Source organism: Nocardioides aestuarii (genome assembly GCF_039527245.1).
Classification (GTDB): domain Bacteria; phylum Actinomycetota; class Actinomycetes; order Propionibacteriales; family Nocardioidaceae; genus Nocardioides; species Nocardioides aestuarii.
On record NZ_BAAAJT010000002.1, the window covers coordinates 1 to 14,538 of the forward strand.

At 72.9% G+C, this 14,538-nt stretch carries 14 protein-coding genes; 1 reads left to right on the forward strand and 13 read right to left on the reverse strand.

Annotated features, from left to right (window positions below; all coding sequences use genetic code 11):
- Positions 1–287: 287 nt before the first annotated feature.
- Genes ABD091_RS00020 through ABD091_RS00075 form a run of 12 tightly spaced genes read right to left on the reverse strand, consistent with a single transcriptional unit; the run spans position 288 to position 11,066 of the window.
- Positions 288–902, reverse strand: a complete 615-nt coding sequence (locus tag ABD091_RS00020; RefSeq protein ID WP_343915051.1) for a DNA-3-methyladenine glycosylase — start codon at positions 900–902, stop codon at positions 288–290.
- Positions 886–2,346 (reverse strand): argininosuccinate lyase, encoded by a 1,461-nt coding sequence (gene argH / locus ABD091_RS00025; protein WP_343915052.1) that lies wholly within the window; start codon positions 2,344–2,346, stop codon positions 886–888. The genes ABD091_RS00020 and argH overlap by 17 nt, the downstream gene beginning before the upstream one ends.
- Positions 2,346–3,779: an argininosuccinate synthase gene (argG, locus tag ABD091_RS00030; protein WP_343915054.1), complete on the reverse strand. Its 1,434-nt coding sequence runs from the start codon at positions 3,777–3,779 to the stop codon at positions 2,346–2,348. The genes argH and argG overlap by 1 nt, the downstream gene beginning before the upstream one ends.
- A gap of 41 nt (positions 3,780–3,820) precedes the next feature.
- On the reverse strand, positions 3,821–4,342 hold the full coding sequence (locus ABD091_RS00035) for an arginine repressor (protein ID WP_343915055.1): 522 nt from the start codon (positions 4,340–4,342) through the stop codon (positions 3,821–3,823).
- Positions 4,339–5,268 (reverse strand): ornithine carbamoyltransferase, encoded by a 930-nt coding sequence (gene argF, locus ABD091_RS00040; RefSeq protein WP_343915056.1) that lies wholly within the window; start codon positions 5,266–5,268, stop codon positions 4,339–4,341. The genes ABD091_RS00035 and argF overlap by 4 nt, the downstream gene beginning before the upstream one ends.
- Positions 5,268–6,431, reverse strand: coding sequence for an acetylornithine transaminase (locus tag ABD091_RS00045; RefSeq protein ID WP_343915057.1), 1,164 nt, complete (start codon positions 6,429–6,431; stop codon positions 5,268–5,270). The genes argF and ABD091_RS00045 overlap by 1 nt, the downstream gene beginning before the upstream one ends.
- Complete coding sequence (gene argB / locus ABD091_RS00050) at positions 6,428–7,357, reverse strand: acetylglutamate kinase (RefSeq protein WP_343915058.1); 930 nt, start codon at positions 7,355–7,357, stop codon at positions 6,428–6,430. Before argB ends, ABD091_RS00045 begins: the two co-directional genes overlap by 4 nt.
- Positions 7,354–8,505 carry a bifunctional glutamate N-acetyltransferase/amino-acid acetyltransferase ArgJ gene (argJ, locus tag ABD091_RS00055; RefSeq protein ID WP_343915059.1) on the reverse strand — a complete coding sequence of 384 codons (1,152 nt, stop codon included), beginning with the start codon at positions 8,503–8,505 and terminating at the stop codon, positions 7,354–7,356. Before argJ ends, argB begins: the two co-directional genes overlap by 4 nt.
- Positions 8,502–8,912 (reverse strand): ACT domain-containing protein, encoded by a 411-nt coding sequence (locus ABD091_RS00060; RefSeq protein WP_343915060.1) that lies wholly within the window; start codon positions 8,910–8,912, stop codon positions 8,502–8,504. The genes argJ and ABD091_RS00060 overlap by 4 nt, the downstream gene beginning before the upstream one ends.
- Positions 8,909–9,937 carry an N-acetyl-gamma-glutamyl-phosphate reductase gene (gene argC, locus ABD091_RS00065; RefSeq protein WP_343915061.1) on the reverse strand — a complete coding sequence of 343 codons (1,029 nt, stop codon included), beginning with the start codon at positions 9,935–9,937 and terminating at the stop codon, positions 8,909–8,911. The genes ABD091_RS00060 and argC overlap by 4 nt, the downstream gene beginning before the upstream one ends.
- A gap of 44 nt (positions 9,938–9,981) precedes the next feature.
- The gene (locus ABD091_RS00070) at positions 9,982–10,842 is read right to left on the reverse strand and encodes an FHA domain-containing protein (RefSeq protein WP_343915062.1); all 861 of its coding nucleotides are present in this window, start codon (positions 10,840–10,842) and stop codon (positions 9,982–9,984) included.
- Positions 10,839–11,066 (reverse strand): hypothetical protein, encoded by a 228-nt coding sequence (locus ABD091_RS00075; protein WP_343915063.1) that lies wholly within the window; start codon positions 11,064–11,066, stop codon positions 10,839–10,841. The genes ABD091_RS00070 and ABD091_RS00075 overlap by 4 nt, the downstream gene beginning before the upstream one ends.
- Before the next feature lie 108 nt (positions 11,067–11,174).
- Between ABD091_RS00075 and ABD091_RS00080 the strand changes: the two genes are divergently transcribed.
- Positions 11,175–12,047: a DICT sensory domain-containing protein gene (locus tag ABD091_RS00080; RefSeq protein ID WP_343915064.1), complete on the forward strand. Its 873-nt coding sequence runs from the start codon at positions 11,175–11,177 to the stop codon at positions 12,045–12,047.
- 7 nt (positions 12,048–12,054) lie between these two features.
- On the opposite strand, the gene pheT is transcribed toward ABD091_RS00080, so the two are convergent.
- Positions 12,055–14,538, reverse strand: a complete 2,484-nt coding sequence (pheT, locus tag ABD091_RS00085) for a phenylalanine--tRNA ligase subunit beta (RefSeq protein WP_343915065.1) — start codon at positions 14,536–14,538, stop codon at positions 12,055–12,057.

The window sequence follows — 14,538 nt, forward strand, 5'->3', positions numbered from 1 at the left end:
AAAACCACGGCTCGCCGACAGGTCACACAAACTAATTCCATCGACTATCAAACACACTGTTGAGTTCTCAAACATCAGACGCACACCAGTCTCAGCCTCTCGGCTGGGCGCTGGGGGCAACCTGCAGAAACTTACCGGTCCGGCCCCACCCCGTCAACTCGGGGCGACATCCTCTCGGCGTCTCACATGCAGAACCCCGGACCTTGACCTGTCGGCCCCGGTTCGGGGAGTCGCTTGCGCAACGAGAAGAACAGTAGCAGCGGCCTGGGAGGCCCACAAATCGGGGGTCACTCCTCCGACGCGCGCCCCCCGGCCCGGCGTGGCCGCCGCGCTGCCGGCCGGTAGGCGCTCACGCTCGGCTCCCCCGGGAGCCAGAACCGCCACGGCCGGTCGGGAGCCTCCCGCAGGCCCACGCGCGGACCGGTCTCCCAGACCCGCGGACGAGGTCCCGGCACCAGCTCGACCGTTCCCTCCCCGAGGACGACACCGTCGTGCTCGCGGGTCAGTGCGAGCGCGCGGCACAGCCGCGCGGGACCCCGGGCGAGGTCGCGGTCCGACGCGCCCGGGCGGCGCGACCGGGCCAGGTCGAGGCCCTCGACGACGTCGCCGGCGCGGAGCAGCACGGCGGACGCCGACCCCTCGGGCCCGGTGACCACGTTGGCGCAGTGGTGCATGCCGTAGGTGAAGTAGACGTAGAGCCGGCCCGGGGGTCCGAACATCACCGAGCTGCGCGGCGTCCGCCCGCGGAACGCGTGGGACCCCGCGTCGTCGGCACCCCCGTAGGCCTCGACCTCCGTCAGCCGCACGGCGACGCCGTCGTGCCGCAGCACCGCACCGAGCAGGAGGGGCGCGACCCGGTCGGCCGGCCCCTCCAGGACGGTCAGGTCAGCCGGCGTCGCCACGGAGGGCGGCCGCGGTCGACTGGAGGAGGTGCAGCTGCTCCCGTACCCGGTCCGGAGCGGTCCCGCCGCGCCCGTCGCGCGACGCGACCGATCCCTCGACGGTGAGGACGTCGTGGACCGCGGGCGTGAGGTGGGGCGCGATGTCGGCGAGCTGGTCGTCGGTGAGGTCCGCGAGCTCGACGCCGAGCTCCTCGCAGCGGCGAACACACGCACCCGCGACCTCGTGGGCGACCCGGAACGGCACCCCTTCCCGGACCAGCCACTCCGCGACGTCGGTCGCGAGGGAGAATCCCTGGGGAGCGAGCTCAGCCATCCGCGCCGTGTTGAAGCGGAGTGTCGCGACCATGCCGGTCATCGCCGGCAGCAGCACCTCGAGGGTGTCGACGGAGTCGAAGACCGGCTCCTTGTCCTCCTGGAGATCACGGTTGTAGGCGAGCGGGAGTGCCTTCAACGTGGTGAGGACCCCGGTCAGGTTGCCGACGAGGCGGCCGGCCTTCCCGCGGGCGAGCTCGGCGATGTCGGGGTTCTTCTTCTGGGGCATGATGCTCGACCCCGTCGACCACGAGTCGTGGAGCTCGACGAAGTCGAACTCCCGGGTCGACCACAGGATCAGCTCCTCCGCCAGCCGGCTCACGTCCACACCGACCTGGGCACACACGAAGGCGAGCTCGGAGACGAAGTCGCGCGACGCGGTGCCGTCGATGGAGTTCACGGCCGGGCCCGCGAACCCGAGCTCCGTCGCCACCAGCTCCGGGTCGAGACCGAGGCTGTTGCCGGCCAGCGCTCCCCCGCCGTAGGGAGACTCGGCCGACGTACGCCGCCGCCAGTCCTCGAGGCGCTGCACGTCGCGCAGCAGCGGCCAGGCGTGGGCGAGCAGGTGGTGGGACAGCAGCACCGGCTGCGCGTGCTGGAGGTGGGTGCGGCCGGGCATGATCACGTCGAGGTGGGCGCGGGCCTGCGCCGCGATCGCGTCGACCAGGTCGAGCAGCAGGCCCTGGACCACGCCGGAGTGGTCGAGCAGGAACGACCGGAACAGCGTCGCGATCTGGTCGTTGCGGCTGCGCCCCGCGCGCAGCCGGCCACCGACCTCGGGACCCACCTCCTCGAGCAGCAGCCGCTCGAGCGCGCCGTGGACGTCCTCGTCGGACGCGGCCGGGTGGAGGGCGCCCTCGGACCAGCGGCGCGCGAGCACGTCCAGACCCCGGTGGATCTCCGCCTCGTCCTCCGCCGTCAGGTAGCCGGCGGTCGCGAGGGCCCTGGCATGGGCGTGGGAGCCGGCGATGTCGTAGAGCGCGAGCCGCCAGTCGAAGTGGGTCGAGCGGGACAGCGCCTCGAGCTCCGGGGACGGCCCGCCCGCGAAGCGGCCGCCCCAGAGCTTGCCCTCGTTGGTGCCGTGCTGGTCGGCAGGCTGGTCGACAGGCTGGTCGACAGGCTGGTCGGTCATCAGTCGGTCCCGTACTCCATCGCCGCGTGGTCGAGCGCGGCCTCGCTGTCGTCGCCCTCGGCCTGCGGGTTGCGGGTGATCCGGTCGTAGCCGCCGGGCTCGATCGCGCCGTAGAGCGTGCCGTTCTCGACGAGGACCTGGCCCTGGTCGAGCGGCTGACCGGCGTACATCTCGAGCTTGGCGCGGGAGTCGGCGATGTCGAGGTTGCGCATCGTGAGCTGGCCGATCCGGTCGAGCGGGCCGAACGCGGCGTTCTCGGTGCGTTCCATCGACAGCTTGTCCGGGTGGTAGGAGAAGGCCGGACCGTCGGTGCGGAGCACGGTGTAGTCCTCGCCCCGGCGAAGCCGCAGCGTCACCTCCCCCGTGACCAGGGAGGCGATCCACCGCTGGATCGCCTCGCGGAGCATCAGCGCCTGCGGGTCGAGCCAGCGGCCCTCGTAGAGCAGCCGGCCGAGGCGGCGGCCGTCCGCGTGGTACTGCGCGATGGTGTCCTCGTTGTGCACGGCGTTGATCAGCCGCTCGTAGGCCGCCCAGAGCAGCGCCATGCCGGGCGCCTCGTAGATGCCGCGCGACTTCGCCTCGATGATCCGGTTCTCGATCTGGTCGCTCATGCCGAGGCCGTGCCGACCGCCGATCGCGTTGGCCTCGTAGACCAGCGCGACCGGGTCGTCGTAGGTGGTGCCGTTGATCGCGACCGGACGTCCCTCGTGGAACTCGATCGTCACGTCCTCGGTCTCGATCTCGACGGCCGGGTCCCAGAACTTCACGCCCATGATCGGCTCGACGGTCTCGAGCGAGACGTCGAGGTGCTCGAGGGTCTTCGCCTCGTGGGTCGCGCCCCAGATGTTGGCGTCGGTGGAGTAGGCCTTCTCGGCGGAGTCGCGGTAGGGCAGGCCGTGCTCGGTCAGCCACTCACTCATCTCCGAGCGGCCACCGAGCTCGGAGACGAAGTCGGGGTCCAGCCACGGCTTGTAGATGCGCAGCTCGGGGTTGGCCATCAGGCCGTAGCGGTAGAACCGCTCGATGTCGTTGCCCTTGAAGGTCGAGCCGTCGCCCCAGATGTCGACGCCGTCCTCGTGCATGGCGCGCACCAGCATCGTGCCGGTCACCGCGCGACCGAGCGGGGTGGTGTTGAAGTAGGCACGACCGCCGGAGCGGATGTGGAAGGCGCCGCAGGCGATCGCGGCCAGGCCCTCCTCGACCAGCTGTCGGCGGCAGTCGACGGCGCGGGCGATCTCCGCGCCGTAGAGCAGCGCACGGTCGGGCACGCCCGAGATGTCGGGCTCGTCGTACTGGCCGATGTCGGCGGTGTAGGTGCAGGGGACGGCGCCCTTGTCGCGCATCCAGGCGACGGCGACGGAGGTGTCGAGGCCGCCGGAGAACGCGATGCCGACGCGCTCGCCGGAGGGCAGGGAGGTCAGGACCTTGCTCACAGGTGGTTCCTTCGGTGCAGATCGGGGGTCGGAGAGGTGGTTCAGGCGGAGGGGTGGGCGCCCGCGAGCGCCACGAATCGTCGGGCAAGCGCGTCGCCACCACCGGGTTCGCGGCCGATGACGAGCACGGTGTCGTCGCCGGCGATCGTGCCCAGCACGTCGGGCAGCTCGGCCTTGTCGAAGGCACTGGCGAGATACTGCGCGGCGCCCGGCGGCGTCCGGAGGACGACGAGGTTCTGGTTGGCCTCGGCGCTGACGAGGAGCTCGCTGCACAGCCGGGCCAGGCGCGTGGTCATCACGCCGCTCTCCCCGGGCGCCGTGGGCCGACGGTCGCCGCCCTCACCGGGCAGGGCGTAGACGAGGGCGCCGGAGTGACCCCGCACCTTGACGGCATCGAGCTCGACGAGGTCGCGGCTCAGGGTGGCCTGGGTGACGTGGAGGCCGCTGGCCGCCAGCAGCTCGGCGAGCTCGGTCTGGGACCTGACCTCGTGGTGGGAGACGAGCTCGACGATCCGCTGGTGCCGGGCGTTCTTGGTCGTCGGACGGAGGGCTGCATCGGTCACGGCGTCGCGCCTCCCAGGAGCCAGGCGAGCACGGCCTTCTGGACGTGGCGCCGGTTCTCGGCCTCGTCCCAGACCACGCTGCGCGGTCCGTCGATGACCTCGGCGTCGACCTCCTTGCCGCGGTAGGCCGGCAGGCAGTGCAGGAGGATCGCGTCGTCCGCGGCCCGCCCGAAGAGCTCGGTGGTGACCGACCAGGGGGCGAAGGCCTCGAGACGCCGCGCGGCCTCCTCCTCCTTGCCCATCGAGATCCAGGTGTCGGTGACGACGACGTCGGCACCCTCGACGGCCGCGACCGGGTCGTGGCCCACGGCGACCGATCCCCCGGTCGTGGCGGCGATCGCGGCAGCGCGCTCGACCATCGCCGGGTCGGGGACGTAGCCCTCGGGGCCGGCGACGGTCACGTGCATCCCGGCGGTCGCGCCGGCGAGCAGCCAGGAGTTGCCCATGTTGCAGGCGCCGTCGCCGACGAACGCGACCTGCTGGCCAGCGAGCGACCCGCGGTGCTCCTGCACGGTCAGCAGGTCGGCGAGCAGCTGGCAGGGGTGGAAGTCGTCGGTCAGGGCGTTGACGACCGGCACGCCGGCGTGGTCCGCCATCTGCTCGATGCGGTCCTGGCCGAAGGTCCGCCAGACGACGGCGGACGCCTGCCGGCCCAGCACCCGCGCCACGTCGGCGACGGACTCACGCACCCCGATGCCGGCGAGGGTGCCGTCGACGAGCATCGGATAGCCGCCGAGCTCGGCGATGCCGGCCGCGAACGAGGACTGGGTGCGCAGCGTCGGCTTGTCGAAGATCATCGCCACGGTCCGGGGGCCGGCCAGCGGCCGGTGGTCGAAGGGCGACTCCTTGACCGCGGCGGCGAGCGCGAGCACCTCGGCCTGCTCGGCGGGCGAGAGGTCGTCGTCGGCGAGGAAGTGGCGCGTCATCAGGCGTCTCCGGGATCGGCCACGATGCCCGGCCAGGCCGTGGCGAAGGCCGCGACGTCCGCCTCGGTGATCGTCAGCGGCGGGGCGAAGCGGAGCCGGTCGGGACCGGTGTTGTTCAGCAGCCAGCCCCGCTCCTGGCCGCGCTGGACGACCGCGGCTGCGGTCTCGTCGGCGAGCTGGGCTGCGAGCAGGAGGCCCCGCCCGGACACGTCCGTGACCTCGTCGGCCGCGAGCAGCACCTCGGAGAGCCGGGCGCCGCGGGCGACGACGGCGTCGAGCAGGCCCTCCTTCTCGATGGTGTCGAGCACCGCCAGCGCGGCGGCACACGCGACCGGGTTGCCGCCGAAGGTGGTGCCGTGGTTGCCGGGTCCGAGCAGCGAGGCCGCCTCGCCCAGGGCGACCGTCGCCCCGACGGGGATGCCACCGCCGAGCCCCTTGGCCAGCGTGATCACGTCGGGTGCGAGTTCGCTGTCGTGGGCGAACCACTCCCCCGTCCGGCCGATGCCGCTCTGGACCTCGTCGACCCACAGCAGGGCGCCGCGGTCTCGGGTGATCGTGCGGGCGGCCGCGAGGTAGCCGTCGGGCGGCACCACCACGCCGGCCTCCCCCTGGATCGGCTCGAGCACGACCGCCGCCGTCTCGTCGGTGACTGCGGCGGCGAGCGCCTCGGCGTCTCCGTAGGGAACCCAGGTGACGTGGCCGGGCAGCGGCTCGAACGGCTCGCGGTAGGCGGCCTTGTGGGTCAGTGCGAGCGCGCCCATCGTGCGGCCGTGGAACGCGCCCTCGGCGGCGACCACGTGGGTGCGTCCGGTCTGCCGCGTGAGCTTGAACGCCGCCTCGTTGGCCTCGGTGCCGGAGTTGGAGAAGAACACCCGGCCGTCGCGTCCACCCGCCAGGGCGAGCAGCCGCTCGGCCAGCTCGACCTGGGGGCCGGTGGCGAAGAAGTTGGAGACGTGGCCCAGCGTCCGCAGCTGGGTCGTCACCGCCTCGACCAGGGCCGGGTGCGCGTGGCCGAGGGCGTTGACCGCGATGCCGCCGAAGAGATCGACGTACTCGCGTCCCGACTCGTCCCACACATGGGCGCCCTCGCCCCGCACGAGCGCGAGGCGGGGCGGCCCGAAGGTGTTCATCAGGGCCTCGGGATAGCGGTCGAGGTAGGTCATGCCATCGCCTTCCGCAGCTTGGTCGTCACGCCCGGCAGCACCTGGGTGCCGATGCCCTCGTCGGTGAACAGCTCGAGAAGCACCGAGTGGGGCTCTCGGCCGTCGACCACCGTCGCCTTCGCGACACCACCGGTGACGGCGTTCAGGCACGCCTGCATCTTCGGCACCATCCCGCTCGCCAGCGAGGGCATCAGCTCGGCCAGCGACTCGGGACTGATCTCCTGGATGACGTCGTCGCTGTCCGGCCAGTCGCGGTAGAGCCCCTCGACGTCGGTGAGCACCAGCAGCTTCTCGGCACCCAGGGCGATCGCGAGGGCGGCGGCCGCGGTATCGGCATTGACGTTGTGGACGCGGCCCTCGGCGTCGGGAGCGACGCTCGAGATCACCGGGATCCGTCCGGCCTCGACGAGGTCCTGCACCGCCTCCGGTCGGACCGAGGCGACCTCGCCGACGAGGCCGAGGTCGACCTCCTCGCCGTCGACGATCGTGTTGGTGGGCTTGGCGGTGAACAGGCCGGCGTCCTCGCCGGACAGCCCGACGGCCAGCGGCCCGTGGTCGTTGATCAACCCGACCAGCTCGCGCTGGACCTGGCCCACGAGCACCATCCGGACGACGTCCATCGCCTCGGGGGTCGTCACCCGCAGGCCACCGCGGAACTCCGACTCGATCCCGAGCTTGTCGAGCATGCTGGAGATCTGGGGTCCGCCCCCGTGGACGACGACGGGCTTGAAGCCGGCGAACCGGAGGAAGGCGATGTCCTCGGCAAAAGCCCGCTTGAGGGTGTCGTCGGTCATCGCGTTACCGCCGTACTTCACCACGACGGTCTTGCCGTGGTAGCGCTTCAGCCAGGGCAGCGCGCCCGCGAGGACGCGGGCCTTCGCGGAGGCCTTCTCGTGCTTGTCGGTCATCTCGTTCAGTTCGCTCATGAGGAGTAGGCGCTGTTCTCGTGGACGTAGGCGTGGGTGAGGTCGTTGGTCCAGACGGTGGCGCGGGCGTCACCGGACTTGAGGTCGATGGTCACCGTGACCTCCCGGCCCGTGAGGTCGACACCGGCGGGGTCGGCGGCCGGGGTCGACTCCCGGCAGACCCAGACGCCGTTGATGGCGACGTCGAGGTCGGCGGGGTCGAAGACGGCGTCGGTGGTGCCGATCGAGGCGAGCACACGACCCCAGTTGGGGTCGTTGCCGAAGACGGCGGCCTTGAAGAGGTTGCTGCGGGCGACGCTGCGGCCCACGGCGACGGCGTCGTCCTCGGAGGCCGCCCCCAGGGTGGTGATCGCGATCTCGTGGTCGGCGCCCTCGGCGTCGGCCAGCAGCTGCATCGCGAGGTCGGTGCACGCGCGGGTGAGCGCATCGGTGAGGTCGTCGAGGCTCGGCGTGATGCCGCTGGCCCCGCTGGCCATCACCGTGACGGTGTCGTTGGTCGACATGCAGCCGTCGGAGTCGAGGCGGTCGAAGCTGACCCGTGTCGCGGCGCGCAGCGCGCGATCGAGGTCGGGGGCGTCGACCACCGCGTCCGTGGTCAGGACGACGAGCATCGTCGCCAGCTGGGGGGCCAGCATGCCCGCGCCCTTGGCCATGCCCCCGACGCTCCAGCCGGCGCCGTCGACGACGACCTGCTTGCTGACCGAGTCGGTGGTCATGATGGCCTCGGCCGCGTCGGGGCCGCCGTCGGGGTCGAGGGCGGCGTGGGCCTCGTCGACGCCGGCGAGGACCTGGTTGCGGTCGTTGGCGAGGCCGATCAGGCCGGTCGAGCAGACCACGACGTCACCGGCGCCGATGCCGACGTGGTCGGCGACCCGCTCGGCGACGGCGTGGGTCGTCTGGAACCCGTCGGGGCCGGTGTAGCAGTTGGCGCCGCCGGAGTTCAGGACCACGGCGCGCACGACACCGTCCTGGACGACCTGCTCGCTCCAGAGCACCGGGTTGGCCTTGCAGCGGTTGGCCGTGAAGACGCTGGCGCTGTCGTGTCGGGGACCGTCGTTCACGACGAGCGCGACGTCCTTGGCACCGGTGGACTTCAGGCCGGCGGCGACGCCGGCGGCCCGGAACCCCCGGGGGTGGGTGGTGGTCATGCGGGGTCCTCCTGGACGGCGGTCGTGACAGGGTGGCCTGCGTCGGTCCACAGGGCGGCGGCCTCGTCGGCGCGCGCCACCGGGACCAGCACCCAGTCGGTGTCGTAGGTCGAGATCGTGAAGACGGAGACGCCGGCGTCGGCAAGGGGGGCGAGCAGCCCGCTGAGCACCCCCGTGAGGGCGAAGTCGAGGGTGCCGGCGACCCGGAACGCCGTGAACGGGCCCTCGCTGGTGGCGCGAGGCGGCACGGCGGCGGCCGCGCACACCACCGAGGTCTCCTCGGCCGTGGCCGTCACCGAGAGCAGCGTCGAGGAGGTCGCCCAGTCCGGCACCTCGCTGCCAGCACCCAGCCGGACCACCGCGAGCGACTCGTCGTGGCGGACCAGGCCCACGTGGGCGCCGCTCACGGCGCGAGCCCCACGGTGGTGAGGCCGGTCGTCTCCTCGAGCCCGAGCGCGAGGTTGAGGCACTGGACCGCGGCGCCCCCCGTGCCCTTGGCCAGGTTGTCGACCACCCCGACGGCGACCAGCCGGCCGGCCGCCTCGTCGACGGTGACCTGGAGGTGGACGGCGTTGGAGCCGAGGACCGACTGCGTCTGCGGCCACTGCCCCTCGGGCAGCAGGTGGACGAACGGTTCATCACCGTAGGCCGTGGCGTAGGCCTCACGGGCGGCCGCGGCGGTCGTGCCCTCGGCCAGGGGTGCCGACACGGTGGCGAGGATGCCGCGGGACATCGGCACGAGGGTGGGGGTGAAGCTCACCCGGACGCCGGCGTCGCTGACCCGGCCCAGGTTCTGGATGATCTCGGGCGTGTGGCGGTGGACACCGCCCACCCCGTAGGCGCTGGCGTTGCCCATGACCTCGCTGCCGAGGAGGTGCGGCTTCGCGGCCTTCCCGGCACCGCTGGTGCCCGAGGCCGCGACCACGCTCACCTCCGGCTCCACGAGACCGGCCGCCAGGGCCGGGGCGATCGTGAGCGTCGAGACGGTCGGATAGCAGCCGGGGACGGCGACCCGGCGGGCCCCGCGCAGCTGCTCGCGCTGCCCCGGGAGCTCGGGCAGGCCGTAGGGCCACGAGCCGGCGTGCTCGCCGCCGTAGAACTTCTCCCACAGCGCCGCGTCCTCGAGCCGGTAGTCGGCGCCGCAGTCGATGACCACGGTGTCGTCGCCGAGCGCTGCGGCGAGCGGACCCGACTGGCCGTGCGGCAGGCCCAGGACCACGACGTCGTGATCCCCGAGGGTCTCCGGGGTGGTCTCGAGGAGCACCCGATCGGCCAGCGGCACGAGGTGGGGCTGCAGCACCCCCAGCCGCTCACCGGCGTTCGAGCCGCCCGTCAGCGCCCCGATCTCCGCCTCCGGGTGGCCGAGGAGGAGCCGGAGCACCTCACCCCCGGCGTAGCCACTGGCACCGGCCACTGCAACGCTGAACGTCATGCTGCATGACCATACATGTCAGCGAATGATATTCGCCAGTCGGGTCAGTCGCCCCCGACGGCCGGTCGCGGCGGCTGCCGCCGCTGGACCCCGAGCTCACCGCCGATCCTGCCACCGAAGGGGCGACCGTGGTCGGCGTACTCCTCGCGGACGAACGTGAGAGTGCGCGGGCCGAGGTCGACCCGCGAGGCGGTGCGCAGCACCTTGGTGGTGACCCGCTCCCCGTGCACGCGGACATCGGCGTGGTGGGCCACCAGCACGAACTCGTCGCGCTCGTCGTGGCGCACCTCGGCGTGGAGGGGCGCCAGTCCCGGCAGCACCAGGTCGCACGACGGGTCGCTCCCGATCGTCGTGGTGTCGCGCTGGAGCCAGTGGACCGGATGGTCCGTGCGCGTGACGCCGTCGACGGGCACCTCGACGAGTCGCGGGCCCCCGCCGCGCGCGGGGTCGTGGGTGGTGGTGACGCGGCGGACCGGGCGCCGCAGGAAGGTCGGCGCCACGGGGTAGGGCGTGGTCGGCGGGAGGAGGCCGGAGCCGGGCAGCCGGGCGCCGTCGCGGCGCAGCCGCCCGCGCGCGGCGGCACCCAGCCCGTGGAGGCCGGCGACCCGGAGGTGAGGGCTGCGCGTCATCGGTCGCTGCCACCAGGGAGTGCGGACGTCACCGAGGGCGACGAGCGGCACGCCGTCGCCGTCACAGACCCGGATGACCAGGCCGAGGTCGGCGAGCTCGTCGGCGAGCCGCCGGACCCCGGCCGCGTCCGCGCCACCGGCGAAGGCGGCCGGGTCGGACACCCGCAGCTCCAAGCGGCTCCCGCTGCCGGTCAACGAGCCCGTGACCCGCGCGTGGTCGGGCGTGTCGACCGCGAAGCAGACGTCGGCCTCGACCCGGGTGCGCAGCCGGCTCACGCCGCGCCGCGGGTCGTGTCGTCCTCGCTGGAGATACGGAGCGTGCCGTCGATCTTCCACGTCGCCCGCGGCGCCTGTGGGCCGGTGTCGCGCGGCACCTCCACCGCCATGTCGACGAACTGGTAGTTGATCGCGGCGCGTCGACCGGTGAGGAACGACCACATCTCGCGACCCAGGTCGCTCCAGTCGACGACGTCACCGGCCCGGCTCGTGCTCTCGCTCATCTCGAACTCCTCAATCTCCACAGGTTCTTCAACAGGTTGTTGAAGTATGCTGCGAGTATGTCCACACCCGTCTCCACCGCACAAGGCCTGGTGGCAGAGTCCGACTCGATGACCACCCCGGACGACGACACCCTGCTCACCATCGGCGAGCTCGCCAGCCACACCGGGCTGACCCCGCAGCAGCTGCGCATGTGGGAGACCCGCTTCGGCTTCCCCGAGCCGATCCGCCTGCCCAGCGGGCATCGTCGCTACACCGGCGCGCACGTGCGGGCGGTGCAACGCGTGCTGCACGAGCGTGAGCGCGGCATGCGGCTCGAGCAGGCGATCGAGTCAGCACAGCGCGCGGAGGACGTCACGTCCACCGGCTCGGTCTACGCCGCCCTCGCCCAACGGCACCCGGCACTGGCGTCGTACACCCTGACCAAGCGGACGCTGCTGGCGCTGTCGTGGGCCATCGAGGACGAGGCCACCGCCTCGGCCTCGCGCGGGGTGCTCGTGGGCACCTTCCAGCGCGGCCGCTACTTCGGGCAGTCGCAGCGTCGGTGGGAGGAGCTCGCCAGGACGGCCCGGTGCAGCCTGGCCATGGCGGACTTCGAGACCCACGACGACGTCGGCGCGCCCGCCAAGGTCGCACTCCCCCCGGACTCGCCGCTGCTCCGGGAGTGGATCGTCGTCCACGACTCCCCCACGCTCGCCGCCGCCCTCGTCGCGTGGGAGCTCCCCGGTCAGGAGGCCGTCGCCGATCCCGAGCGCCACTTCGAGGCGCTGTGGAGCGTCGACGGCAAGATCGTCCGGGACGCCGCGGTCGTCTCCGCGCAGGCCGCGGCCGCCCTCGGCTCGGAGACGGGACGGCGGGCGCTCTCCGTGCTGGAGGAGATGCCGTCGCCCGCCCCCGCGTCGCTCACGACCGCCAACGCCGTCTTCAACCGGATGGTCGCCTACACCGACGGCACCACGCTGCGGGGTCGCCGGCTGCGGTGACCGGCCGTCAGGCGCGCTGCACGGCGCCGCAGCGCTCGACCGCCATCGCCACCGCCGCGTCGCGGGCCGCCGCGGCCTCACCCTCGGCGAGCGTGCGGTCGGGCGCGCGGAACCGCAGGGCGTAGGCGAGGGACTTCTTCCCCTCACCCGCCTGCTGACCGGTGTAGACGTCGAAGAGGTGGATCGACTCCAGCAGCGCGCCGGCACCGTCACGCAACGCCGACTCCACGTCGGCCGCAGGCATCGCCGCGTCGACCACGAGCGCGACGTCCTCCTTGGCGACCGGGTAGTGGGAGAAGCGCGGAGCGACGACCGACTCCGGCGCCAGCGCGAGCAGGACGTCGAGGTCGACCTCGGCGGCGACCGTGCGGGCCGGGACGCCGTAGGCCGTGCACACCCGCGGGTGGAGCTCGCCGGCCCAGCCGACGACGCTCTCGCCCGCGACCACCTCGGCGCAGCGGCCCGGGTGCCAGGGCGCCCGGGAGGCCGGACGCACGGCGACCTCGACGCCCAGGGCGTCGGCCACCTCGCGGACCGCGGCGAGGGCGTCGGTCCAGTCGACCGTCCGACCCTGGCCCCACCAGCCGGCGGGACTGCTCTCGCCCGTCGCGACCACCCCGAGGTGGAGCGGCTGGTCCGGCACGGCCTTCACGAGGTCGTCGAGCTCGCCGTCGCTCGGACGGTGGTCGACGGGCAGGATCGTCGTGCCCTCGCCCGTATGGGGCAGGGTCACCGTGGCCAGCTCGAACAGCGCGAGGTCGTGGGCGCCGCGTCCGGTGTTGCGGGCGACGGCCTTGAGGAGCCCCGGAAGGACGGTCGTCGTCATCGACGGCTCCTCCGCGGACAGCGGGTTGGCCAGCGACAGGACGTGGCGACGCTCGTCGTCGCCCGGCAGCCCGAGCGCGTCGAGATCCCGGGCCCCCACGAACGGGAAGCTGACCACCTCGACGAAGCCGGCGCCCGCGAGCGTCCGGCCGACGCGGCGGCGCATCTTCTGCCGCGGCGTCAGCCCGCGGCCCGACGGAGCAGGCGGGAGCACCGACGGCACGTGGGAGTAGCCCACGATCCGCGCGACCTCCTCGACGAGGTCGTAGGGGTCGGTGACGTCGGGCCGCCACGGCGGGACCGTCGCGGTCAGGCTCGTGCCCTCCACCGCGACCTCGCACCCGACGGCCTCGAGGTGGCGCACCGTGGTGGCCTCGTCGATGTCCATGCCCGTGATCCGGGCCGGCAGGTCGACGGGCATGGTGACGGTCGTGGGCGCGGGCGGGGTGCCGACCACCGTGACCCCGGGCTCCACCGTGCCCCCGCCGTGGGTCGTCAGGAGCTCGACGACCCGGTCGGCAGCCGCCTCGCAGATCGTCGGGTCGACCCCGCGCTCGTTGCGCTTGCCGGCCTCGGAGGTGATCTTGTGGCGCCGTCCGGTCCGGAACATCGAGGTCGCGTCCCAGTGGGCCGCCTCGACCAGCACCCGGGTGGTGGTCGCGGACATCTCGGTGTCCTCACCGCCCATGACGCCGCCGAGCCCGATGATGCCGGAGTCGTCGGTGACGACGAGGTCCTCCACCGACAGTGCACGGTCGGTGCCGTCGAGCGTCGTCAGGCGCTCACCCTCGCGGGCACGGCGTACGCCGATCGCGCCCTGCACCTTGTCGGCGTCGTAGCCGTGGATCGGTCGCCCGGTCTCGAGCATCACGTAGTTCGTCACGTCGACGGCCAAGGAGATCGGCCGCATGCCCGCCTGGGTGATGCGACGCGCCAGCCAGTCGGGGGTGGGCGCGGAGGGGTCGAAGCCGGAGACGGTGCGGGCGACGAACACCGGGCACCCCTCGGCGTCGTCGACGACGACCGGGTGACCGGCGTCGTCGGCCGGGGGCGTCTCGCGCTCCACCGGGTCGTGGAAGGGCGCGTCGAACGCGAGTGCGGCCTCGCGGGCGACGCCGCGCAGCGACAGCGCGTAGGCCCGGTCGGGGTTGATCTCGAACTCGATGACGGTGTCGTCGAGCCCGAGGACGGGCCGGGCGTCCTCGCCGGGCCGACCCGCGTCGGCCGGCAGCACGATGATGCCGTCGTGGTCCTCGCCGAGGCCCAGCTCGCGAGCGGAGCAGATCATGCCGGCCGAGACGTGGCCGTAGGTCTTGCGCGCCGAGATCTCGAAGTTCCCCGGCAGCACCCCGCCCGGGAGGACGACGACGACCAGGTCCCCCGGCGCGAAGTTGTGGGCACCGCACACGATGCCCTGCGGCTCGCCGGACCCGTTGGCGTCCGCGACGTCCACCGTGCACCAGTTGATCGTCTTGCCGTTCTTCTGGGGCTCGGGGTCCATCGTGAGGACGCGACCGACGACGAGCGGACCGGAGATCTGGTCGCCGGGCCGCTCGAGCGCCTCGAGCTTGAGGCCGAGGTCGGTCAGCGCGTCGGCCAGCGTCTCGACGTCGAGGTCGTCGGGCAGGTCGACGTGGTCGCGGATCCAGGACACGGGGGCACGCAC